The organism is Collinsella sp. An7 (assembly GCF_002159335.1).
Taxonomy (GTDB): domain Bacteria; phylum Actinomycetota; class Coriobacteriia; order Coriobacteriales; family Coriobacteriaceae; genus Coprousia.
The window spans coordinates 399,244-421,776 of record NZ_NFHP01000001.1 but is presented as its reverse complement, the minus strand read 5'-3'; the positions used below and the strand labels follow the sequence as shown (position 1 = coordinate 421,776).

Here is a 22,533-nt window from a genome sequence, read left to right as displayed (position 1 = left end):
TTCCTGCGGTATTTATTGAGAGTAGCACAGATGCATTTAGCCGGATGCCGACGGCGGGGCGGAAACACCAGAACGCCCCGCGTGCGGAAACGCGGGCCGGTGGGCGGCGCGCAAGATGGCAGGAACTGAGCCGCAGGGGTAAAGTGCACGGCAGATGCGTATGAGCTCCGGCGTCACGCGGCCCTGGGCGTCGGCGGCCTTCTCGTAGGTGGCGGCGCGCACAAAGCGGTTGCGCGCCGTAAGCGTACCGATCGAGAACTCGTCAAAATGACCCCGTACGGACATCGTGCTTCCCCTTCCCGCCGCGTGACCGTGGGGACAGGTTACATTGTCACGTGACAACATAACCTGTCCCCACTGTCACGCCGTTACCGGCTGCGCTCCTTGAGGGCGCGGGCGATCTCGCGGTCCATGTCGCGGCGCGCCATGTCCTCGCGCTTGTCGTAGAGCTTCTTGCCGCGGCCGAGCCCGAGCGTGAGCTTGACGCGGCCGTTGGTGTCGAAGTAGAGCTCGAGCGGCACGAGGGCGTAACCGCGGTTGCGAAGCTTGCCGTCGAGGTAGTCGATCTGGCGACGATGCAGCAAAAGCTTGCGGCGCCGATCGGGGTCGCGGTTGAAGATGCTCCCGTGGCTGTAGGGGTGGATGTGCACGCCCACGAGCCAGCACTCGCCGTCGCGGATGAGCGCAAAGGTATCGGTAATCTGGCACGCGCGCTCGCGCAGGCTCTTGACCTCGGTGCCGGTGAGCACCACACCGCACTCGAACGTCTCCTCGATAAAGTACTCGTGATGCGCCGAGCGGTTCTTGGCGATGGTCTTGCGGTCGCGCTTACTCGGCATGGCCCTCGCCCTCCCCCGCCTGCGCAGAGCCGCCCTCAGCGTCAGCGGCCGCGCCGGCTCGTTCGGCCTTGAGCTCGGCATCGGCCTCGCGGACGAGCTGGATGAGCGCCTTGGCGGCAGGCGCCCCCACCAGATCGCGCGCACGGATGGTGAAGCGCGTGGCCTCGTCGGTCTTGCCCTGCGCCGCCGCATCGGTGGCGCACATGATGAGACAGATCGCCATCTCGGCGTTGGGCTCGGCCGGCACGCCTGCCGCCTCCAGGGCACCACGGGCCTCGGCGTCGGAAAGCTCGGCCGCCTCGGGATGCTCGGTGGCCACACGCTCGGCCAAGTGCTCCGCAAGCGCATCGTGCTCGGCCAAGCGCAGCGCCTCGCGCGCGCAACCCGCCGCCGCGCCGATGTTCGCGTCCTCGTCCAAGAAGAAGCACCCGAGGTTCGCATAGGCCCGCGCTGCCGAGACCGGGTCGCTCGCCCGCTCGAGCACCGAATGCGAGAGCGCCGCCCACTCCTGTGCGTTGCCGAGCGCATGAAAGACCTCGGCCAAGTTGAGGCGGTGGGCACAGTTCATCGGGTCCCAACGCACGGCCTGCATGAGCGCGTCGCGCGCAAGCGTGTACTCGTTTTGCCGGATGTAGGCGTAGCCAAGATCGGCATAGAGGTGGTCAAAGGGCAGCGGCGCCGGCACCAGACGGCGCGGGTCGTTCTCCACGCGGCGGTACGCGAGCCATGAGAACTCGTCGGCAAAGCTGAAGTACTGCGTGTCATCGGTGGTGGGACACGCCACCGCGATGTAGTCCTCCGCGGCATCGCGCAGATCCTGCAGGTAGGGCAGGGCGCGATCGGTATCGCCCTGCGCAAGGAAGTTCTCGGCATGGGCAAGGTCGTCGGGCGAGAAGGGCAGGTCCATGAGCTGGTTCCTCCAGAATCGAATCCGCGGCGCACAGGGAGCCGCCGCGGTTGCATGGCGTTCGTTTGAGCGTTTACCCAGGGAGACGCCGATCAAAGCATTCCGCGCCCCGCACCGCTGCGGCGGGCGCCTCGGGGCTCAGGCTGCGTCGATGCAGCGCCGCTGCGCCTTCCTCGCCTTCGCCCCGATCAGCCTCGCCACGGCGGCCCGGGGCGCGAAAGCCTTTAATCAGTGTCTCCCTAGTGTAGCGTACCCATTCGGTGGATGAGCTTGAGGTCGAGGTGGCCACGCAGCACGTTGACGCCCGCAACCTCAGCGATCACCGCATCGCCCACGCGCACCGTCCGGCCCGTGGAGGCGCCGGTGAGGGTGAGGGTGCGCTCATCGAGGTCAAACCACTCGTCGCCCACCGCCGAGAGGCGCACCAGGCCCTCCGCCCGGGTGTCGTCGAGCCGCACGAAGAGCCCCAGCTGGTCCATCCACACCACGCGCCCGGTCGCGCGCTCGCCCACGCGTGTGGCGTAGAACTGGGCGACCTTGACCTTTTGCGAGGCGTGCGCCGCGGCATCGGCCACGCGCTCGCGCTCGCTCGCGCTCCGGCAGAGCCCGGGGAGAATGCGGTCGAGCGCCTCGCGGCCCGTTCCCACAAGACGCGGCGCGCGCTCGCGGGCGGCCCGCTTGCCCAAGCGCTCCTCGGCAAGGACCTGCTTGAGCACACGGTGAACGATGAGGTCGGGGTAGCGGCGAATCGGGCTCGTAAAGTGGCAGTACGCCGGTGCCCCGAGCGCGTAGTGGCCCTCGTTGACGGGCTTGTAGACCGCGCGCTGCATGGCCCGGAGGAGAAGCGCGTTGGCAATCTCGGCCTCGCCCGTGCCCGCGACCCGCTCGAGCACCTCGCGCATGGCAGCCTGGTCGCCTAGCTCGATCTTGAGCGCCTCGCGGTGCGTCGCGATCCCCAGCTCGGAGAGCGCCGAGGCTGCGGCATGCAGATGGTCGGGCGAAGGCGACTCGTGCACACGATAGGCGCACGGCCGGTCGAGCGCGGCGAGGCGCTGCGCCACGCACTCGTTGGCAAGGAGCATCGCCTCCTCGATGAGCCCCGTCGCCCGGGTGCGCTCGCGGCTCGTGAGGGCGATGGGCACGCCGGCGTCGTCCAAGAGCGCATGGACCTCAACGGTGTCGAAGTCCACCGCGCCGCGCGCATGTCGGAGCGCAACGCGCTTTTGGGCGAGCTCGTCGGCCACGGCGAGGAAAGCGGCAAGGTCGACGCCCTCCCCCGCCGCGCGGGCGACCTGCTCGGCCAGCGGCGCACCGCCGACGGGCGTCTCGGGGAGCAGGGAGGGCAGCGTGGAGGCATCGCCCGCCGCGTCGTCCGCGCTCGCACGGGCCCCACCGGTAGCGTCGTCACCACCGAGCTCCGCCCCGCCATCACGCACCGCCGTAACGCCGCCCAATAGCGCGTCCGCCTGGTCGTAGGAGAGGCGCGCCCGCGAGCTGATAACGCTCGGAATCATCGTGGCCGAGCGCACGCGCCCCGTGGCATCGAGCTCCATATCGACAGTGAAGGCAAGCCTATCCTCGTTGGGCACCAGCGAGCAGAGTCCGTTGGAGAGCCGCTCGGGGAGCATCGGCAGCACGCGGTCGGCAAGGTAAACCGAGGTGCCGCGACGGCGCGCCTCGAGGTCGATGGAGCTCTCCCAGGCCACATAGTGCGAAACGTCGGCAATGTGCACGCCGAGCCGGTAGCCGCCCTCGGGGGTGCGGGCGAGCGAGATAGCGTCGTCAAAGTCGCGCGCGTCCACTGGATCGATGGTGAGCACAAAGCGGTCGCGCAGGTCGCGGCGGAGCGGGTCGGCAAGGGCCTCGGCCACATCGAGCGAGAGCTCGGCGGCCTCACGCTCCGCAGTCTCGGGATAGCCCTCCGCGAGGTCATAGCGGGCCATGATGCACTGGATGCCGAGGCCGGGCGCGTCGGCGCCGCCGAGCCTGCGCTCGATCGTCACCACGCCCGACTCGTAGCGCGTGGGGTAGCTCACGATGCGCGCCAGCACCACGTCGCCCTCACCCACCCCAAAGTCCTGGGCAGAGGCGTCGCTCGGCAATACGAAGAAGTCGGCCTTGAGGCGGCTGTCGAGCGGACGCACCGCCCCGAGCGGTCCGGCGGGGGCATAGGTGCCCACCACCGTGGTGGCCGCGCGCTCGATCACACCCTCGACCACGGCGCGCCGCTCCCCGCGCTCTGCACGATGGAGACTCACCGCCACGGTATCGCCGCTCATGACCTCGCGGAGCGACCGGCCAGCAAGCCGAAACGACCCCTCGGCGGTCTCCACAAGTGCACCATGTTCGCGGAGCACCACGGTGCCGGTCAGACTCGGCCGCCGCACGCCCCGCGTGGGGCCTCTATGACCCGAGCGTCTCTTGCGTCCCATATCGACACCTCCAACCTATGTACCAACCGTTGCATCCATGCACCGCACGGCCCCGTGACAAACGAACCTGTCCCCATTGTCACACCATCATGCCAGCCGCCACCAAAGCACCGTCGCGGATGCACTTCATTCCCTCCACCCACCTGCTCGGCAAGGCGCCCACGCGCGCCCGGCATAACGCAGAGGGGCCGGACGCCTCACATTCCTGCAGCGCGTTTCCCGCAGGGCATATCGCCAGACGGCGATATGCCCGAGGACCACGCGCGAAGGGAGTGCGAGACGGCCGGCCCCTCGGTCAGCCCAACAGGCGGCGTTACACCTTGAGGTACCGCCGCATCGCGATAGCCGAGCCAAACAGGCCAATCACCACGCCGACCACGGCAAGCGCGGCATACGTCACCAGGTACACGTCAACCGGGATCGTGATGTTAAAGAGCGACCCGAGCGCAGCCTGTGCCGTCGGCACGAGGATGTTGCGCATAAGCTCGAGCGCGCCGATCGCCAAAAGCGAGCCCAGCAGCGCCTGGATCACGCCCTCGGTGATAAACGGCCCGCGGATGAAGCCGTTCGAGGCGCCCACGAGGCGCATGATAGCGATTTCGCGGCGGCGCGCGGTGATGGAGAGGCGGATCGTGTTGTTGATAAAGATGAACGCGATAAAGGTGAGGAGCGCCACGAGCACCACCGCGGCGATGCGGATGTAGCCCGTCACCTCAAAGAGGACCGAGACCTCCTCCTGACCCCAGCGCACGCTCGCGTTGACGTCGGCGTCGACATCGTCCACATCGGGGTCGTCGTCATCCACGATCTTGCGGTAGAGCTCGTCGGACTTGATGCGGTTGGCGGTGTCCTCAACCTGCGAGGAATCCTGCATCTGGATCACAAACGAGCGCGGCAGCGGATTCTCGCCGTCGAGCGCGCTGATGGTGGCCTCCGCATGGTCGGACATGGTCCGGCGGTAGTCCTCGAGCGCATCCTCCTTGGTCTTGAACTCGATGTTGGCGACGTTGTCCCACGTCTCGAGCTCGTCGCGGAAGGCCTCGATATCCTCGTCGGTCGCATTGTCGGAGATAAACGCCGTGATGGTAACCGTCTGCTCGATATCGCCGATCACCGACGAGACCATCGCCGAGCCGATCACAAAAAGACCGATGATAAAGAGCGACAGAAAGATGGTAAAGACCGCTCCGAGCGAGGAGGTCCAGTTGCGGAAGAAATGGCTCCCCGCCTCGCGCAGGGAATAGCCGAGATTGCTAGGCGCCATAGTTGCCGTAGCCTCCCCTCTCCTGGTCGCGGACCACGTGGCCCGCCTCAAGCGAAATAACACGACGGCGCATGGAGTCGACCATCTCGCGGTCGTGCGTCGCCACGATGACCGTGGTGCCCGTGCGGTTGATGCGCTCGAGGAGCTTCATGATGCCGAGCGAAATTGCCGGGTCGAGGTTGCCCGTAGGCTCGTCGCAGATGAGCAGCGGCGGACGGTTGACCATGGCGCGCGCCACCGAGACGCGCTGCTGCTCGCCGCCCGAGAGCTGGTCGGGCATAGAGTCCATCTGGTCGGCCAGGCCCACCAGGCGCAGCACCTCGGGCACCTGCGTGCGAATGACGCCGCGCGGCTTGCCGATGCACTGCAGCACAAAGGCGACGTTCTCGTAGACCGTCTTGCCCGGCAGCAGCTTGAAGTCCTGGAACACGGTGCCGATCTGGCGGCGGAAGAACGGGACCTTGCGGTTCTTGATGCGCATGAGGTCCTGACCCGCCACCAGCACGCGGCCCGAGGTGGGCTTGACGTCGCGCGTCATGGTGCGGAGCATCGTCGACTTGCCGGAGCCGGAGTGGCCCACCAAAAAGACGAACTCGCCCGGGTAGATCTCGATGTTGACGTCGTCGAGCGCAGGCTTGTTGGGCTGCGCCGGGTAGACCTTGGTGACGTGCTCAAAGAGAATCACCGGCTCCACACCCGCGTCGCGCGCCTTCTTCTGGCGCGACTCGGTAACCGGGGCAAAGACCGTGGTGAAGTTGGGGTCGGCAAGCGCCGCGTTGAGGTCGGCAACCTCGTCTGCCTGGTCTGCCGTGACCTCGGGCTCGGCCGTCACCTCGGGGATGGCCGCGAGCTCGGCCACCTGCGGGGCCGCCGGAGCGGGCGCCGCAAACGGGTCGGGCACCGCAGCAGGCGCAGGCGCTGCGGACGCCACGCCGGCGCTCGCAAGAAAGGCGCCCGTGTCGCCCGGGGCGGGCGCGGCGGCAGGTGCGGCGTCGGCCGTATCCTGCGACTGCGCGGCGTCCGCATCGGTGGAAAGGGCAAAGTGCGAGGCAACGACGGGTTCCGCTGACGGCGTACTGACCTCGTCCTGCCCGTCTTCGGGTTTACGGAAGTGGTTGGCCACAAGCGCTCCTTAGAGTCGTGCGTTTGAACTACATATCGAGGACATTTTAACAGGCACCCGGCACCTGCACACAAGCGGCACAGAGCGGGAGGGTCTGTGGAGACGGCAGACGGCTGGGCGGCTACCGTGCAAAGCGCCACGGCGCCAGTGTTCCACCCGCTCCATCCCCGCCCTCACCTCAACGCCCACCGAGACAACACGGGGCGCCCCAACCAGAGGCGCCCCGCATAAAGCTCTTCAGCCGGTGGTTGCTACCGCCGGAGCACCTCGTGCACGCGGCGGGCGATGGCCGGCGCGTCCAAGCCGTAGTAGGCCAGGAGCTCGGCCGCCGTACCCGACTGACCAAAGGTCGTCATGCCCATGCGCGTCACCGGCACGGGCTGCTTCTCGGCCAAGAGCTCGGCCACGGCCGACCCCATGCCGCCGTAGACGCTGTGCTCCTCCACGGTGAGCACGCGCCCGCACTTGGCGGCCGACGCCATGAGCACGTCCTCGGCAAGCGGGGCCACGCTCATCACGTCCACGACCTCGGCATCGATACCCTCGCCGGCAAGCGTCTCGGCCGCAGCGAGCGCCTGCGCCACCTCAACGCCGCACGCCATGATGGAGATGTCGCTACCCTCGCGGAGCACGCGGGCAAACGGCACGCTCTCGATCGCAAAGTCATCATCGTAGACCGCCGGCAGCGGCTCGCGGCCCATGCGCACATAGAAGGGGCCCGGAGTCGTGGCTGCCACGCGAATGGCCGCGCAGGCGCTCGCGTAGTCTGCCGGCACCAGCACGCGCATGCCGGGCAGCACGCGCATGAGCGCGATGTCCTCGAGCGCCTGATGCGTGGCGCCGTCCGGCCCCACGGTAATGCCCGCATGGGTGGGGCAGATCTTTACGTCGAGGTCGGAGTCGCAGACGGTGTTTCTGATCTGCTCCCAGCAGCGACCCGTGCCAAAGACGGCAAACGAGCCGGTAAAGACCGTACGGCCCGTGAGCGCCAGGCCCGAGGCCACGCCGATCATGTTCTGCTCGGCGATTCCGACGTCTACCAGGCGGTCGGGGTACACCTTGCCAAAGGCGCCGGTGGTGGTGGAGCCGCAGAGGTCGGCGTCCACAGCCATGATGTCATGGCCCTCCTCCACGAGCTTGATGAGCGTCGCGCCAAACGCGGCGCGCGTTGCCTGTGCCATCGTTTACGCCTCCTTTGCGGTCTGCGCGGTTGCGGCGAGCGCCTCGTGCGCGGCATCAATCTCGGCGAGCGCCGCAGCGGTCTGCTCAGCGCTCGGCGCGTTGCCGTGCCAGCCCACCTGGTCCTCCATAAAGGAGACGCCCTTGCCCTTGACGGTCTTGGCCACGATGCACACGGGCTTGCCGCTTATGGCCACGGCCTGCTCGAGCGCGGCACGGATGGCAGCGATGTCGTGCCCGTCCACGGCGAGCGTCTCCCAGCCAAAGGCGCGAAACTTGTCAGCCACGGGCTCGATGGTGTTGACGTCGGTCACATGACCGTCGATCTGCAGGTTGTTGTTGTCCACGATGGCCACAAGGTTGTCGAGGTGCTGGTGGCCGGCAAACATGGCGGCCTCCCAGTTCTCGCCCTCCTGCATCTCGCCGTCGCCGAGGAGCACAAACACGCGCTGTGGCTCAGCGCCGTTGCCGGCGTGGGCAGCGTCGAGACGCAGGCCGAGCGCCATGCCGGAGCCAACCGAGAGCCCCTGGCCGAGCGAGCCGGTGCACACCTCAACGCCCGGGCAGGCGTGACGATCGGGGTGACCCTGCAGGCGGCTCCCCACCTGGCGGAGCGTCAGGATCTCGTCGTGCGGGATGTAACCGAGCTGCACGAAGATGGCGTAGAGCGCCGGTGCCGCGTGACCCTTGGAGAGTATGAAGCGGTCGCGCTCGGGATTATTGGGGTCGGCCGGATCCATGCCGAGCAGGCCCGAGAAAAAGAGGGTCGCCATGAGGTCGGTTGCCGAGAGCGAACCGCCCGGGTGCCCGGAGCCCGCCGCCCCGAGCATCTCGATGATGTCGCGGCGCATCCGGTTGGCGATGAGGGCAATCTCGTCGTCGGTACGGGCGCACGCACTCCTGAGCTGGTCAGTTGCCATGTAGGTCCCTTCGGGTTGTAGCCGTGGGCAAAAGCGAACCTATCATAGCAGCTAGGGGGTGATGTTTAGGAAACGCTGGGCAATTGCGCGGGTTTTTACGAAACGTAGAGTGCGATATAACGTTTCATCATGCTTGGCCGGCCGACTGCGAGCGGGGCGCGTTCACAGAACCGTCACGGCGCGGGGCGGGATGTGGGGCGGAGCGGGCGGCGGGTTGGCAGGCGGGCGGTCGCTGACGGCGAGCTGGGTCCGGAAGCGTCGGCCGAGCAGACCGGGCAGCGGCCGCAAGCGGTAGCAGCCGCGGCAACGGCAGTCACCCTGCCGACCATACAGGCGTGGGCAAGGAAAGCCGCGGAACCGGTGGTCGCCCGGGCGGGCACGCCGTGCAAGACTGCGCGCAATGAACCCGGAAATGAACTCGCGGGTTCATTACCGGCGACTATGTCCAGAAGTCCCGTGCAAAACCACGCCCCGTGAACCCAAGGGTTCACAGACGGGTTCATCGCACGCGATCTTGCCCGACGTTCCGCGCAAAACTGCGAGGTGGTGAACCCGCGCATGCACCCTCAAGCCAGCTCAGCGGGCTCAATACCAGACGGGGTATCGCCCACGGCGCGCGGTATCGCCCCGCGCGGCACGGGTATCATCCCGTATGTCGCCGCTGCCCTCCCCTAGGTCGCGGCTGATTACGTGGGGGTGTCGCATGAACGATCTTCGCAACTGTTGCCGCATGCTCGCCGTGCCTGTCTTTATGGCGAGCTATATCGCCCTTCTTCTAACTAGCTTCTTCCCGATGCGCGTCATTCCGCTCAACGCCGTGCTCGTTGCCCTTGCTAGCGTCGCAGCGTTTCTGGGCAGCCCGCTCTTTGGGCGAATCGACATGGTTGCCTGCGCGTTCTTCCTCACCATCGGTATTTCGAGTGTAACGGACGCCCCGCTCGTTCAAATCGCGCTTCTCGTACTCGAGGGCACACTGCTGGCTATATACCTTCTGCTGGTCAGACCCCACAAATGCAAGAACGAACGTCTCGTCGGCGGCTGCGCCATCGCCATTGCGGACGCGCTGTTTCTCATCGACATCATTTGGGGCGCCGCGCTCTAAAGCGCGCTTGGACGCTCGGTCAACACCCTGGCGCGCGTTTGCGCTATCGCCTCTCCTGTCTAAGGATCCACAGGTGATAGGCCATAAACGTATACGGCAACGCAATCCCAATCACTAGCAATGCCACGCTATACGCCGAGAGCCATGGGCCGTCGAGTGGGCTCGCGACCATGCCGGTCACCACGGCAAGTCCGGGCGCATCGACAATCGCGCGACGCAGCGAACGCTCTCCGGGCTTCATCCGCTGCAGAAGCTGCCATGGCAGCTCCGAGCCCCCGCGCGCGCCAAGCGACACGGCTGACGGCAAGCAGCAAGAGCAACACAACCACAAGCCGAAGACCAACACGAGCACCACACTCGCTCCGGCCGAGGCCGCCAAACGGCCAACTCCACCTAACATCACATAACTCAGCAGCCCGCATAATGCGGGGGCGAGGTGCGCGTAACCGATATTGCGACCACCGTCAGACATCGCTCAGCACCCCCCCCGCAATAACCAGTCAGGCCCTCCCAGAAGACCCAGAATCGTGCTCCGCACCCGATGCCGCACCAAACGCCTCTGCATACTCGTCATCGCTCATGTAATCGATGATGTCCCCCGGCTTGCAATGGAGCGCCTCGCACATGGCGGTCAGTGTGGAGAAGCGGATGCCCTTTAAGCGACCCGTCTTGATACGCGAGATGTTCACGGGAGAAATCCCAACTTTCTCGGCAAGTTCAAGGGAGGACATCTTGCGATCGGCCATAACTCGATCGAGTCGCATGACAATAGGCACTGACGTCCTCCCTTTGACCAGCTACAGGATGCTGTCCGAGTCTTCTTGAAGAATTCTACCGTACTCAAAAATGCCCGCAAGCGCAAAGAACATGAACGAAAACGAAAGCAGGCGCAGGTCTAACGTTGGGGCGATGGAGATGGGGCCGATAAATCCTCCAGCAATCTCAGGAATTTGAATTGATGGCAGAGCAAGTCCAACCAACGCCTTCATAAGCGTCGCAACCGCCACGCAAGCGAGACACTTCGTTTGCGTTTTGCCAAACATAATCTTGCTGCGGAGTACTATCGCTGTAAGCATTATGAATGCTCCAAGAAGTACAAAATCGATAACCACCCCGACCAAATCTACGCCGCACAAGCGCAGAAGGCCTGCATCCCAAGATAGAGTGGAATGGGTCAACAAGTAGCCAGTCCGCATAGTTGAAGTTACGCAGTTGAAAAGAACACCGGCTGCCGCGATTGCGCAAGAAACCACCAGCGCAAATGTAAGCCAGCGCGTCTTGGCACGACCGTTTGCCATTCTTCGACTACCTCTCAATCGACTCAGCGAAAAGTAGCTAATAGCCGATCAGAACGCCCCAAATAGGCACGCAAGTTGGGGAAATCTCATCAGTGCGCTCGATTACAAATAGCATGGTGACCTCCTAGTATTGCTCATTGATAAACTCATCTACCGCGGTGTATAATAAATGCTGATAGAACGTGCAGTAGGGGTCTTTCTTCCCCATCCTACCGTACCTTATGAACGCTCTTGCTCTGCAACCACCTCCACACAAGTAGCGTTTGTCGCAATCCTTACAACTGTCGAGCTCATCGACCGTTGGCAGGCAGAAATCGGCGAGCTCCTCGCGAATCTGGTCTGCACTGTTAGCATATGCATTGCCAAGGCGAAACTCCGGATAATGGAGCATATGACACGGGTATACCGAACCGTCCGCCGCCATGCTCACGCTCACCTTACCCGCTCCGCAGCCAGCACAAGCACTGAGGCCTCCACGTGTACCATTAAATACGACATCATCATCCACCGTTTGACCAAGCGAGCACATCACATCCGCAAGATGAGCTAAGCAGGTATCTGAGGGATACAGATCCCCCAGGTTTTCCCGACTTCCGCTCAACAAGCTAAAGCCAACGGTTGTCCCAAGTTGTTCCGCCAGCGCCACATAGGCGGAGGCATCATCAACGTTGCTGGCATGGAGCGTAGGCAATATATGCACGTGTACACCAGCTGCCTTTGCGTTGACAATCGCCCCAATCAAGGCATCAAAACGCTGCTCGCCGCGGATATATGCAGGCGCATCTGCCGACGTACCATCAAACGAGATAGAAAGAATATCCACTATGCCCACCAGTGAAGTCAGACGCTCCGGCGTACATAGCAACCCGTTGGTGAGCACCGCAACCCTATTAACACCACAGTCCTTGGCCGCACGGGCAACATCAGGCAAATCGGACCGCATAAACGGTTCGCCGCCGGAGATAACAAGCTGCTCCACACCCAACTCCGCCAAAACAGCCATGGCATGCTTCAGCTGGTGAAGCGATGGATCGGACTCCACATTGCGCGCATCGTCCTTTGAGTAGCAACCCACACAAGAAAGATTGCAGCGGTTGCTTACGTGTAGGTAGGCAGAACGTACGCGATGACCTTCCTTTAATTCTGATTCCTCAAAAAACTCATGCTCTCTAAAATAATCAACAAGTTCAGCGCAATTGATAGGAACTTCCGCCTCTGTAACATTCCTCGTAAACATGACATCGCAAAGGGACGACCCCTCTTTCGTAAGACCAACGATAGAGCCGGTTGAAGTGTTACCCACGGCGGGAATGCCCCCTAAGTTAAACCGTACTATATGGTCTCCAAAACGCATAATCACACCCCCTATTGCAAAGTAAGTCATCTACAAGTAAAAGGATAGAGCGTAAGCATATGTGATAGCAGTGGTAATATATTTTGCTTTGTTTTTCCTATATAAAATATTTTTTTCATTTTACCATTTAGCTACCGTTCAAGGATTAGTAGGTACCTTTCATCTCTTTCCCATACATCCAGATCGACATTGACGATTGGAATAGTATTATGTTGTTAACAACATATTATATTGCTTACTGCTTATAATATATTTGCCGGCCGGGCCGGCCGGTATTATTACACATGCCGACAGAGGAAGACCAATGACGTTACAAAAGCGGCGGATTGCCAGTATGGCCCTTGCGGTAGTGCTCTTGTTAATGAGCCCGCTTCCGGTGTTTGCCGGATCAGCAAGCGGGTCAAACACCACAGCCAGTAGTGGATCAAAATCGTTTGTTGCTTACTCAAACATCTATACCACTTCCAACATGGCGGATGCGTCTCAAGCCATTAGAAGCGCTCAGACGACTTCGGCTGGAGAAATGGGGGCAAACCCCCGGCTGTTCACATCCAATGGCGCCCTATACCGCGACGGAGGATGGCAATACTCTTGGAGCACGCTCAATGGCTATAACTGGCTGTTTTTCCATGCACGTGCCAACTCAGTTTCCACCGGAACTAGCTGGTACTCGCAGGGCGCAGGAGCATACTGGAATGGGACAGGCTACACTACGTTCTCCAGCGGCCGTTCACCTGCCCAAACTGTTAGGTAGCGAGACATGATAAAAGGGGATGACAACATGAGAAAACGTAGCCTTGCGTGTCTTCTTGGAGTATTTGTCGTAGCACTCGGTATTTGTTTTACAACATTCGTCCTGCCGCAAACGCCAGCAGATGCCGCATCCCGCAGTGAAGTAAATTCAAAGGGTATGACGTTCGGCTCCGCCAGCATGTTCGACTATGAGGAGGAACCGAATCTAATCCTGGTGGTAGCAACAAACGGCAAAGAGGGGTACGTCAAACGTGACGAGCTTCATGCAGCAGAAGCACCAGCTGCTAATCCAGAAGAGGCCGTACAGCTTATGGAAACGCGCAACGATGAGCTATCGAATGCCCTTGCTCGAGAGCTTAACGCCATAACCGGGCAAAGCAACGTAACAGCAGCAGAGGCGTCAGCGATGATAGCCATCATGAGCGAAACGCCCGATCCGACACATAGTATAGAGCAGCTTTCGGCAACAAACACCCAGTTCATGGAACTTTCCATTACCGAGGAGCAGTTCGCAGATGCTTTGGATAATGCGCGAACGAGCTTAGCCCGCTCCATCCCCGTCTACGAACAAGACGGAACCACGGTTATCGGAACGTTCCTCGTAGGATAAGTCACATCAGCGCTCATAATGCGGGCAGGGACATCTCTTAGTAGTGTCTCTGCCCCGCCCGCAGTTCACAAAATCACACGCGCACCTAGGTTGAACATCACAAAACGCAATAAAGTACATTGTGAAGGCATTGCATCCTCTATCGCAACGCTAAAGGGTGCGTAGTTTTGGACTCGTCTCCTTGTTACGGTAACGATGCGGCTGCGAGCGGCTCGTCAACTGTCTCTCAGTCTTCACTATCAGCCGAGGGACAGTTGTTGTTGGCCGCCAATTGGGTAACGTCTGCTTTCCATAGGACGCGCAACGCCCTCGACCCGTGCCCTAGGCGCCACCCACCCGCCCAACCGCAAATAGGCGTCGCTCGCCGTAGGGGCCGCCCACGAAATACAACATGTCGTCTGCAGCAAGTAGCTGCTGATCCCACACGTCGCGGTCGCGGCCCTCCTCGTCAAAGACCAACTCCGGCTCACCGAGCACCCCGTCGGCAACCGAGGCGCGATATATCCCCGCCCGCCCGAGGTAATACGCATCGTCGCCAACGAGCACCGGAGTGGATTCGATTTCCGGAGCATCGTGACGCTCCAACACCTCAAGCGTACGTGCGTCGAACGTCACGCACTCCCCGCGCGACGGATCGTAATCGCCTTCAAACCGCGGGGCGTCCTCGTCCTGCGTCGCAGCGTTCACCAGCACCCGGTCGCCAACCAGAAGGGGTCGCGCACCCGAAGGGACGCGCTTTGTAGCGTCCGTGCAAGCGTCTTGGGCACTCGAGGCCACGAGCGACCCCTTCTCCACCTCAACCCTGTAGAGCGTTCCGAGCTTGGATTGGAAATAGCACGGCAGGGCGCCTCCCTCGCTCATGGTGAGGCCCATGTAGATCTCGCTGCCCGTCTGGAGGAGGTCCAGGGTCTCCCCCGCCTGCCAGCTCAGCAGACCAAGGCCGGAGCCATCTGGCATGGGCAGCAGGATGCCCGCCTCCACCGCCACGGGGTAACCGAGCCCGCCGGCTGTGTCGAGCCTACCCTCGAGCTGCCGAGTCCAGCGGACCGCACCGGTTGCCGCCTCAACGCACACGAGCGTCGAGGCGTTTTCCATCTGATAGCTCGAGAAACCGGTAACCAGCGCGCCGTCATGCACCACCACGTTAGGACAGAGCCACGCCCCCGGAAGGTCCTCGTATGTGCCATCTACATCCTGCGCAAGCCAGCCCGTCTGCCGCGCAGGACAGACGAGCTGCGCCCAAAGTTGCTTCTTGCTCGCAAGATCAATCGAGACAAAGTATCCACCGGACGTCGCAAGATAGGCCGTATCCCCATCTACGGCCACTGCCGCCACGTCGCCCATGGGAGAGTTCGTGTCTTGAGCGCTCAGCTCAAAACGGTCGAGGACGTCGCCGATGGCAGTATCGAACATCAGCAGAGCGCCGCCCGCACCCACCAGCACGTTTTGGCCCCAGGTTGCAAGGTTGCTCGTCCTGATGATGATGCCGAGCGCCATCTCCGAGAGCGGCTCCTCGTCCGCCGACGTATCGACGCCAGGCTCCCTCAGCAGCAGGGCGCTCCACGCCAAATCAAGATTACCCCACGTTGCCTGGTTATCCCATTGCTCGGGGCCGGAACCCATGGTCTCCTGTTGCAAGCCCATCTCATCCGAAACACAGCCGGCCAAGGACAGGCAAGATAAACCAGCAACCAGCTCTAAGACGATTCGCCTGTCGACACATTTCATTCCGACCCCCAACGCGTCAGCAAAGCGTGAACGAAACAGGATACGTATCGATGACCGTTTTGAGATCCTCGTCGTAGAGGTTAATATGAACCACCCCGTTAGTTTCCCCTATAAAGTTTAGTACCTCTTGAGGGGACATGTACTCAGTGACGCTTTCCTCGCCTTTTTTGACATAGCCCATCTTGCCCGACTCGCCCATCGCACGGAGATATATCTCACCGGTAGCGGAATCAATTCGTTCCGAGGCACGCTCTTTGAGCGCGCTAATCGATGCCGACCTACTATCTATCCACGCGGTTGCCGTACCAGCATAAAAGTCATGCCACCCGCTGATATAAATTCCCCCGGTGCCTGTTGCCTGAATTCCGCCCCATCCGGGATTGCTTGTAAATCTATGAGTGGCAGTAGCTCCAGCCACAACGTTTGCCGATTTGTTATAAGCCCAATCGGTTGCAACGGTAAGATCATAGGGCGTAGAAATGCCAACCCTAAGCTGTGCCTTTGCTCGCAATGCTCCAGGCGACGCCTGTTTCGAACTCCAAATATTCGTTGACGCAGTAAACCAGGTGGGATTTGTTTGCGCAGTACTGTAAGTCTTCACGGTATACCCATTGATAGTCGCGCTATCGCCTTGCTGGGTCGCTGATGATGCAAATGCGTTATGGGGAGCCAAAACAATCCCCACGGCACAGATCACAATCGCTACGAAAACCTTTTGAGCCAAGCTCTTTGCTATTGACGTGAACAATCCCTTGCTATCCATAGTATCGATCCTTTCTACGCACCCCTTCCGTCCAAACCCTCCTTTCTCTATTAATATATTGTATTGTGTACTTTATTTATTAATATACTTTTTAAACGGTATACTTTGGTCGGCAAGCGGCTTTAGCCTAGAAGGAGGCCCTCATGTCGGACATCGTTCTCGAGGCTCAGCAATGGCTCAACGCAACTTATGCAAACCGGTCTGGATACATTCCTGTTGAGGAGAACGGCAAACCGGGAAGCGCATTTTCCGCCTCACTCGTTTCGGCGCTTCAAATCGAGCTTGGACTCTCAACAATCACCGGCGTCTTCGGCGAGCAGACCTATGCGCAATGCGATGCGACGCCCCTGTCAAGCGGAGAAGAAAACAATAGGGTGAGAATCCTTCAATACGCCTTGCAGGGAAAAGGCTACGATTCCGGCACATGCGACGGGCACTTCGGCCTAACAACGCAAAATGCCCTCCTCGAAATCCAAGGTGACGCAGGGCTTGACAGCAGCCAGTCCTCAACGACGGCCACCGGCAGGCAGATGAAAGCCGCATGCGGCGTCGATGAGTACAAGCTCATTGCCGGTGGAGACGCACGCGTTCGCTACATCCAGCGCACGCTTAATCACCTCTACCTTGAGTACACGGATATCTGCGCCGCTGACGGGGTGGTGGGGCGCTCCACCTCCAAGGCCTTCATCTACGCCCTCCAAGCGGAAGAGGGGCTACCCGTTGGAACTGCCAACGGTACGTTCGGACCAACAACCCGAACATGGTGCCCGGACCTCAACACTGGAACGCAACAGTATGGCTACGGGAACAAGCCCTATTCAAGTGCCCAAATGACCAGATTTACCGAGCTCGCGCAGTATACACTCTACTGCAATGGAATCGATCGGTATCGAGGCTCAGCCATCAACCGATACGCTCCCGGGCAGTTCACCGGTTCATTCAGCAATGAAATGCTGAGCGCCCTCCATACATTTCAAAGCGACTACGCTCTTCCCGTCAGAGACATTCTTGGTCTCGACGAATGGATGGCCCTCTTGGTTAGCACAGGAAACCAACAGCGCAACGGCTCCTCGTGCGACAGCGCCACCCAACTTAGCACCGCAAAGGTCACCGCACTCCGCAATGACGGATATAGCATCGTAGGGCGCTATCTTACGGGAGCGGCGGGCTCAGGAGCGTCTCGACACGACAAGTTTCTGACGCGCGAAGAGATGGAGCGAATCATCTCAGGAGGCATGCGCTACTTCTGCATCTTCCAAGATGACACCGATTGGTGGCAAACACACGAAGACCTCTCTGATTACTTTAGCTACAGCAGAGGATTCTCCGATGCGCAGAAAGCCTTGTTGGCAGCCATGGACGTTGGCATACCCATGGGGTCCACCATCTATTTTGCTGTTGATTACGACTACATGGAGGGAGAGGTCTTCAACAAGGTCGTTCCGCACTTTAGCGGCATAAACAACTTCTTCAAGTCCTATGGTTCACCCTATGCTATCGGTATCTATAGCGCACGGAATACCTGCGGCATTATCATGGCTCAAGACCTCGCGGTGAATAGTTTTATCGCTGACATGTCAACGGGATACAGCGGAAATCTCGGTTATCCGCTCCCTGAAAACTGGGCATTCGATCAGATACTCGAATACACACTTAGCGCAAGTGATGGATCGTTTGGCGTAGACAAAGGCATCGAAAAGGGGCGCGATACAGGCCAATCAAGCTACACTCCCTACTACGTTCAGCCGCAGAAAGATAGCCTTGTTGGAGCTCTGCAGATTGTCGACACCATCCCTCATGTTGAAGAACTCGAGAATTGTTATGTCGAATACTTCCAGTCTGCAAACCAAAGAACGCCAACGCAAAGCGAGCTCGCTCTTGGCACCACCAACTATCTTAGAGCCCCTCGATATGGATCAACAGCTTGGGCAATATCACTTCTTGCCCCAATTAACCAAGGTTTCATTGCGTTCATGAAACTCAATCATGCTTCTCTCCACGAATATTTCCAATCGATACTTGGCGAAACAAGCCCACTCTTCACAGATCCTGCGCTCGTGGGTCGCATCGATTACTGTCATCTCATGGCAGTTGTAGAGGGCTATGCCCCAACGGGAGCTGTCCCAAACTACTGGACCGGATGGGGCGGCGACCTTGCAACTGGCTTTGCCTCAGCCTATGCATCGCTTGGCAATCCATCTGATATGGGAGCGTTCCAATATGCCGCCGACACCATTATCGGCGCGGTGCAGGGTTCCTCAGCATGCAACTGTCCAGACCTATACACGGATGCTGACGCAATCAGCATCGCCAGTCTGGCACTATCCGGCCAGGTAAATTCAGGACACCCAATATCCTCGAGCCTTACGCTGTACTACGGGAACACCAAGATGTATCTCAACCGATTCTCAACACTGCTCTCGGATATGAGCGTAGGAAGTTCAATCGACGAGCTTACGCTCGGACTATACGATAAGATGCATGGTGACCTTGAGAGCGCCCCTAGTGGATTACTGAGCCAGTTCGCCGGGCTGAGCCCGGACGCCATGCATCTTGCTTGCTGCCGGGCGTTGGCAAACTATCTGCTGGTTGAGCTGGGATAGGAGGCTCTCCGTGCTCTGGCTCGCGTTTCTACTCTGCATCGGCCTCTCGGCGATAACGATGCCGTTCCTCAACGAGTCGCGTCTTCCCGCAGCTGTCTTGGGATTCGGCGGCATCTTTGTGCTCGGGCTCTGCCTCAGCGCCGTCGTTGATGCTGGGGGTTACTGCGGAACGATGTTCTTCCGCACCATAACAATCTACATGCCCGGCTGGATGACTGCGTTTATGCTGGCGCGCACCATCATCGCAACGGGGCGCTCGGCCAATGGCGTCCGCCCGAGTGCAGGACGTGTGGTGCGGAGAGGGGCCTTGTGGCTAGCCGCGATAGCCGCGTTCGGGCTCATCACGTTGCTGAGCGTCGCCTCTGATCCCATGGTCGAAAGTCGAAACTTTGAGTACAACGGGCAGCACTACGTTGGCACGCTTATCGGGCTGAGCACTGATCCCGTCATCTACGAGGACATGGGACCCATCGTCTGCCGCAAACTCGACCTCCCCTACGACTCGCCTCTGTACCACGAGCTCGTGGACGCCTATTGGAAGGCGCGATAGAGCGCGGCCGCGGAGGTGACAGCGTTACGCGCTGAGTCACTTGAGGTGAATTTGCCCCCGGTCGACGGACGCGAAAAGCCTCCCATCCCTCGGACCTCTATTTCCGTGTCCGAGGGATGGGAGGCGGTTCATAAGACCTCCAGCAGAGGCGAAAACTATAGTTTCCATCCGCATAGCCCGAGCTCGGGCGGGTAAACCTAGGGCAAGTTGGCTGAATGGAGGCGCGCCATGAAACTCCCGACCCCGCTTGTACGCATCGCCCAGACGCTTGCCATCGCGCTTTCTTGGGGGTACGCCTGCCTTGCCGTGCCCTATGCCACCGAGCCCGTGGCGGCACGGTGGACCGGCTGGTACTTTCAGCCACCCAACGAGGCGTATGACCTTGGGGCGATTCTCGCCACGAACCTGTTCGGCGCTGCGCTCGCCCTCATCCTCGCCGTACTGGTGGTCAGCCGGCTCCCAGAGCGCATGCGGCCGGCGGTAGCTGAGGTGCTTGCGGTGCTCTCGGTTGTCCTCCTCGTGTTCTACCTTGCCTCCGGCATGCTGCTCGGCCACGTGTGCACGCTGGCCTTTAGCATCACCCTCGGCCTCTCCGGGGTGTATTGGGTACGCACCAGGCGGTAGGGGCACCCCGAACAACGGGCTGGACTTTGCCCTGCGTCACTAGCGTAATGATGGCGCGCTTCTGAGTAGTTCTAAGTAGTTCTAAGTAGTTCTAAGTAGTTCTAAGTAGTTCTAAGTTTCCCTAAGCTTGCAAGGCTTGGCCAGCGAACGGCCCAAACCGCGCGGCCTCCTACGCACCCAGCTCCTTGAAGCCCTCGCCCAGGGCCTCGTTTACGTCGGTGATGACCATGATGGCACGCGGGTCGCGCTCGGCCACCACGGCCTTGAGCAGCTGGATCTCGCGCTTATCGAGGATGACGAAGAGCATCGGGCGCTCCTCCCCCGTCCACTCGCCGCGCGCTTGGATGCGCGTCACGCCGCGGTCGAGCCCGTGGAGCACGTCGTGCGAGATCTCTTCGTAATGCTCCGAGATGATAAAGGCCGCGCGCTGCGTGTTGCCGCCGTCGACCACCCGGTCGACCACGATGCCCGTCACCACCATAGAGAGCGCGGCGGCGAGGGCGTTGTCGACCGAGAACACCGGCGCCGAAGCTGCGCAGATGAGGCAGTCGATCACCATGACGGTGGTGCCGAGCGGCAACGAGAAGCGACGGGCGATGATCTGCGCCACGGTGTCGGACCCGCCGGTGGAAACCCCGCAGCGGAAGGAGAGCCCGAGACCCAACCCCAGGATGATGCCGCCCCAGAGAGCCGGGACCAGCAGCTCCGAGTGCCCGAGCGGCACCACAAAGGGGGCAAAGAGGTCGGTGAAGAAGCCGTAGAGCACAAAGCCCGTGGCCGTCTGGACGGCGTACATCATCCCGCCCGAGCGCACCACGAGAAGCATGATCGCAGCGTTCATCACGATCGTCTGAATACCAACGGGGAGGTTGATGCCCTGGCGCGCGGCGAGCTCGTTGATGATGGTGGCGATACCCGTTACGCCGCCCGCGGCAAGACCGCTGGGGATGAGGAACATGTCGGTGGCAAGCGCTGCGACCGCACAGCCAAAGATGACGAGCGGGAGGTCGTGCACAAATTGCGAGCGTATGAGTCGAGCGATGCCACGGGTTGCCATGCCCCGTCCTCTCCTGCGCACGGCCACTGGCCGCCGAACCTGAACAGGCGCATGGTAGATGTGAATTTGCGGGTTGCATTGTAGCACGTGACAATGGGGGCAGGCACTTGGTCCCACCCCCCACCGAAAAATGGGTCAAACGGAACACGTCCCCAAATGACCCATCGACCACGACGTACGGCACACTGAGGTGTGCCAGATCGGCCTGAAAGAGGAGGGAGCACGCCTTGCGTGCGGCGACCGACGATTGAAGGCCGAGGTGGCGTGCCTCAGCGCGCCGGGCGGGTTAGGAAGCGTTTCCCGTGGCCCACCGGTGATACCCGATGACAAACGGGTCGAGGTTGCCCTCCTCGAGCACGTCGTCCACGTTGCCCGTCTCCACGCCGGTGCGCAGGTCTTTGACCATCTGGTAGGGATAGAGCACGTAGCTGCGAATCTGGTTGCCAAAGCCGATCTCGGTCTTGGGGCCGCGGATCTCGTCCAGAGCCTCCTCGCGCTTCTGCAACTCCAGCTCATACAGACGCGCCTTTAAAATCGCCATGCACGCTGCCTTGTTCTGAATCTGCGAGCGCTCGTTTTGGCACGTCACCACAATGCCCGTGGGCAGGTGCGTTACGCGCACAGCCGAGTCGGTGGTGTTAACGCCCTGGCCGCCGGGACCGCTCGCGTGGTACACGTCCACGCGGATGTCGTCCGGGGCGATCTCGATGTCGATGTCGTCCGGCAGCACGGGGATGACCTCAACGCCGGCAAAGGTCGTCTGGCGGCGCTTCTTGGCGTCGGTGGGGCTGATGCGCACCAGACGGTGCACGCCGGCCTCGGCGCGAAGCATGCCGAAGGCGTCCTTGCCCTCTACGGTAAAGGTCGCACGGTCGATGCCGATGACCTCCGCTGCCGGGCAGTCGTTAACGGTGACCTTCCAGCCGCGGCGCGCGCAGTAACGCATGTACATCTTAAAGAGCATGAAGGTCCAGTCCTGGGCCTCCAAGCCGCCCTGACCGGGCTTGATGGTCACGATGGCATCGCCGTGGTCAAACTCCCCGGTAAACCAGCTCGAGAGCTCAAGCTCGTCCACCGTCTTGGTGAGCCCGCGGGCAAGCTCGGTGGCCTCGGCGCCAAACTCCGCGGCCTCCTCCCCGTCCGTCTCGGCGGCAAACCCAAGCGCCGTGCGGGCGTCGGCGAGCTCCTCGCGCGCCCGGTCGACGGCCTCCACGTCGCTCCGGGCCGAGGAGAGCTCGGCCATCGTGCGGCGCGCGGCCTCCGCATCGTCCCAAAACCCGGGGGCGGCGCTCTCGCGCTCGAGCTCCGTCACACGGCCGCGCTTCTCGTCCAAGTGCAGGTAGGTCTCCACTTCGGCGAGCCGAGCCTCGAGGGCGTCGAGCTCGTCGGCCGTCACCACCTGGTTCTCTGCGTTCTCTGCCATGCGC

The 22,533-nt window shown here is 61.3% G+C and carries 20 protein-coding genes; 5 read left to right on the top strand and 15 right to left on the bottom strand.

The genetic code is table 11. The features are described from left to right. Positions 1-36: 36 nt before the first annotated feature. From B5G20_RS01910 to B5G20_RS01875, 8 genes are all read right to left on the bottom strand, one after another. The gene (locus B5G20_RS01910) at positions 37-285 is read right to left on the bottom strand and encodes a hypothetical protein (protein WP_087354460.1); all 249 of its coding nucleotides are present in this window, start codon (positions 283-285) and stop codon (positions 37-39) included. Positions 286-368: 83 nt separating this feature from the next. Further along, positions 369-839, bottom strand: a complete 471-nt coding sequence (gene smpB / locus B5G20_RS01905; RefSeq protein WP_087354458.1) for an SsrA-binding protein SmpB — start codon at positions 837-839, stop codon at positions 369-371. Further along, positions 829-1,746: a hypothetical protein gene (locus B5G20_RS01900; RefSeq protein WP_087354456.1), complete on the bottom strand. Its 918-nt coding sequence runs from the start codon at positions 1,744-1,746 to the stop codon at positions 829-831. The genes smpB and B5G20_RS01900 overlap by 11 nt, the downstream gene beginning before the upstream one ends. Before the next feature lie 239 nt (positions 1,747-1,985). After that, the gene (locus B5G20_RS01895; RefSeq protein ID WP_087354454.1) at positions 1,986-4,178 is read right to left on the bottom strand and encodes an RNB domain-containing ribonuclease; all 2,193 of its coding nucleotides are present in this window, start codon (positions 4,176-4,178) and stop codon (positions 1,986-1,988) included. 313 nt (positions 4,179-4,491) lie between these two features. Continuing rightward, a complete protein-coding gene (gene ftsX / locus B5G20_RS01890; RefSeq protein ID WP_087354452.1) occupies positions 4,492-5,442 on the bottom strand; it encodes a permease-like cell division protein FtsX in 951 nt (316 codons plus the stop codon). Further along, entirely contained in the window at positions 5,432-6,565 is a 1,134-nt protein-coding gene (ftsE, locus tag B5G20_RS01885; protein WP_087354450.1) for a cell division ATP-binding protein FtsE, read from the bottom strand. Before ftsE ends, ftsX begins: the two co-directional genes overlap by 11 nt. A 251-nt stretch (positions 6,566-6,816) precedes the next feature. Beyond that, positions 6,817-7,746: a transketolase C-terminal domain-containing protein gene (locus tag B5G20_RS01880; protein ID WP_087354447.1), complete on the bottom strand. Its 930-nt coding sequence runs from the start codon at positions 7,744-7,746 to the stop codon at positions 6,817-6,819. A gap of 3 nt (positions 7,747-7,749) precedes the next feature. After that, positions 7,750-8,664, bottom strand: a complete 915-nt coding sequence (locus tag B5G20_RS01875; RefSeq protein WP_087354445.1) for a transketolase — start codon at positions 8,662-8,664, stop codon at positions 7,750-7,752. Between the two features lie 703 nt (positions 8,665-9,367). Between B5G20_RS01875 and B5G20_RS01870 the strand changes: the two genes are divergently transcribed. After that, positions 9,368-9,766, top strand: a complete 399-nt coding sequence (locus tag B5G20_RS01870) for a hypothetical protein (protein ID WP_087354442.1) — start codon at positions 9,368-9,370, stop codon at positions 9,764-9,766. A 500-nt stretch (positions 9,767-10,266) separates the two neighbouring features. On the opposite strand, the gene B5G20_RS01860 is transcribed toward B5G20_RS01870, so the two are convergent. The 3 genes from B5G20_RS01860 to B5G20_RS01850 all read right to left on the bottom strand — a co-directional run bounded on the left by B5G20_RS01860 (position 10,267) and on the right by B5G20_RS01850 (position 12,418). After that, positions 10,267-10,530, bottom strand: a complete 264-nt coding sequence (locus tag B5G20_RS01860; protein WP_255376936.1) for a helix-turn-helix transcriptional regulator — start codon at positions 10,528-10,530, stop codon at positions 10,267-10,269. 33 nt (positions 10,531-10,563) lie between these two features. Further along, positions 10,564-11,064, bottom strand: a complete 501-nt coding sequence (locus B5G20_RS10100) for a hypothetical protein (protein WP_143750193.1) — start codon at positions 11,062-11,064, stop codon at positions 10,564-10,566. Positions 11,065-11,188: 124 nt separating this feature from the next. Beyond that, positions 11,189-12,418 carry a radical SAM protein gene (locus tag B5G20_RS01850; protein ID WP_158094361.1) on the bottom strand — a complete coding sequence of 410 codons (1,230 nt, stop codon included), beginning with the start codon at positions 12,416-12,418 and terminating at the stop codon, positions 11,189-11,191. Positions 12,419-13,199: 781 nt separating this feature from the next. Here B5G20_RS01850 and B5G20_RS01845 point away from each other — a divergent pair. Next, on the top strand, positions 13,200-13,781 hold the full coding sequence (locus B5G20_RS01845; protein ID WP_143750192.1) for a hypothetical protein: 582 nt from the start codon (positions 13,200-13,202) through the stop codon (positions 13,779-13,781). Positions 13,782-14,102: 321 nt separating this feature from the next. Here B5G20_RS01845 and B5G20_RS01840 read toward each other — a convergent pair whose 3' ends face one another. Both B5G20_RS01840 and B5G20_RS10095 read right to left on the bottom strand, forming a co-directional pair. Beyond that, positions 14,103-15,425: a PQQ-binding-like beta-propeller repeat protein gene (locus tag B5G20_RS01840; RefSeq protein WP_158094360.1), complete on the bottom strand. Its 1,323-nt coding sequence runs from the start codon at positions 15,423-15,425 to the stop codon at positions 14,103-14,105. A gap of 100 nt (positions 15,426-15,525) precedes the next feature. After that, positions 15,526-16,272, bottom strand: coding sequence for a hypothetical protein (locus B5G20_RS10095; RefSeq protein ID WP_143750191.1), 747 nt, complete (start codon positions 16,270-16,272; stop codon positions 15,526-15,528). Between the two features lie 143 nt (positions 16,273-16,415). Between B5G20_RS10095 and B5G20_RS01830 the strand changes: the two genes are divergently transcribed. The 3 genes from B5G20_RS01830 (at position 16,416) to B5G20_RS01820 (ending at position 20,049) form a co-directional block, all read left to right on the top strand. After that, positions 16,416-18,875, top strand: a complete 2,460-nt coding sequence (locus B5G20_RS01830; protein WP_087354427.1) for a glycoside hydrolase domain-containing protein — start codon at positions 16,416-16,418, stop codon at positions 18,873-18,875. Between the two features lie 10 nt (positions 18,876-18,885). Beyond that, positions 18,886-19,425, top strand: coding sequence for a hypothetical protein (locus B5G20_RS01825; RefSeq protein WP_087354425.1), 540 nt, complete (start codon positions 18,886-18,888; stop codon positions 19,423-19,425). Between the two features lie 228 nt (positions 19,426-19,653). Continuing rightward, positions 19,654-20,049: a hypothetical protein gene (locus tag B5G20_RS01820; RefSeq protein ID WP_087354423.1), complete on the top strand. Its 396-nt coding sequence runs from the start codon at positions 19,654-19,656 to the stop codon at positions 20,047-20,049. Between the two features lie 169 nt (positions 20,050-20,218). Here the strand turns inward: B5G20_RS01820 and B5G20_RS01815 are convergent, their stop codons facing one another. Then, complete coding sequence (locus tag B5G20_RS01815) at positions 20,219-21,106, bottom strand: YitT family protein (RefSeq protein ID WP_087354422.1); 888 nt, start codon at positions 21,104-21,106, stop codon at positions 20,219-20,221. Between the two features lie 286 nt (positions 21,107-21,392). Next, entirely contained in the window at positions 21,393-22,529 is a 1,137-nt protein-coding gene (gene prfB, locus B5G20_RS01810; protein WP_087354421.1) for a peptide chain release factor 2, read from the bottom strand. Positions 22,530-22,533: the final 4 nt, after the last annotated feature.

Bases quoted from the DNA above. Each gene is read 5' to 3' on its own strand.
- B5G20_RS01910 (WP_087354460.1), bottom strand. From the start codon at position 285: ATGTCCGTACGGGGTCATTTTGACGAGTTCTCGATCGGTACGCTTACG.
- smpB (WP_087354458.1), bottom strand. From the start codon at position 839: ATGCCGAGTAAGCGCGACCGCAAGACCATCGCCAAGAACCGCTCGGCG.
- B5G20_RS01900 (WP_087354456.1), bottom strand. From the start codon at position 1,746: ATGGACCTGCCCTTCTCGCCCGACGACCTTGCCCATGCCGAGAACTTC.
- B5G20_RS01895 (WP_087354454.1), bottom strand. From the start codon at position 4,178: ATGGGACGCAAGAGACGCTCGGGTCATAGAGGCCCCACGCGGGGCGTG.
- ftsX (WP_087354452.1), bottom strand. From the start codon at position 5,442: ATGGCGCCTAGCAATCTCGGCTATTCCCTGCGCGAGGCGGGGAGCCAT.
- B5G20_RS01880 (WP_087354447.1), bottom strand. From the start codon at position 7,746: ATGGCACAGGCAACGCGCGCCGCGTTTGGCGCGACGCTCATCAAGCTC.
- B5G20_RS01875 (WP_087354445.1), bottom strand. From the start codon at position 8,664: ATGGCAACTGACCAGCTCAGGAGTGCGTGCGCCCGTACCGACGACGAG.
- B5G20_RS01870 (WP_087354442.1), top strand. From the start codon at position 9,368: ATGAACGATCTTCGCAACTGTTGCCGCATGCTCGCCGTGCCTGTCTTT.
- B5G20_RS01860 (WP_255376936.1), bottom strand. From the start codon at position 10,530: ATGCGACTCGATCGAGTTATGGCCGATCGCAAGATGTCCTCCCTTGAA.
- B5G20_RS10100 (WP_143750193.1), bottom strand. From the start codon at position 11,064: ATGGCAAACGGTCGTGCCAAGACGCGCTGGCTTACATTTGCGCTGGTG.
- B5G20_RS01850 (WP_158094361.1), bottom strand. From the start codon at position 12,418: ATGCGTTTTGGAGACCATATAGTACGGTTTAACTTAGGGGGCATTCCC.
- B5G20_RS01845 (WP_143750192.1), top strand. From the start codon at position 13,200: ATGAGAAAACGTAGCCTTGCGTGTCTTCTTGGAGTATTTGTCGTAGCA.
- B5G20_RS01840 (WP_158094360.1), bottom strand. From the start codon at position 15,425: ATGGGCTTGCAACAGGAGACCATGGGTTCCGGCCCCGAGCAATGGGAT.
- B5G20_RS10095 (WP_143750191.1), bottom strand. From the start codon at position 16,272: ATGGATAGCAAGGGATTGTTCACGTCAATAGCAAAGAGCTTGGCTCAA.
- B5G20_RS01830 (WP_087354427.1), top strand. From the start codon at position 16,416: ATGTCGGACATCGTTCTCGAGGCTCAGCAATGGCTCAACGCAACTTAT.
- B5G20_RS01820 (WP_087354423.1), top strand. From the start codon at position 19,654: ATGAAACTCCCGACCCCGCTTGTACGCATCGCCCAGACGCTTGCCATC.
- B5G20_RS01815 (WP_087354422.1), bottom strand. From the start codon at position 21,106: ATGGCAACCCGTGGCATCGCTCGACTCATACGCTCGCAATTTGTGCAC.
- prfB (WP_087354421.1), bottom strand. From the start codon at position 22,529: ATGGCAGAGAACGCAGAGAACCAGGTGGTGACGGCCGACGAGCTCGAC.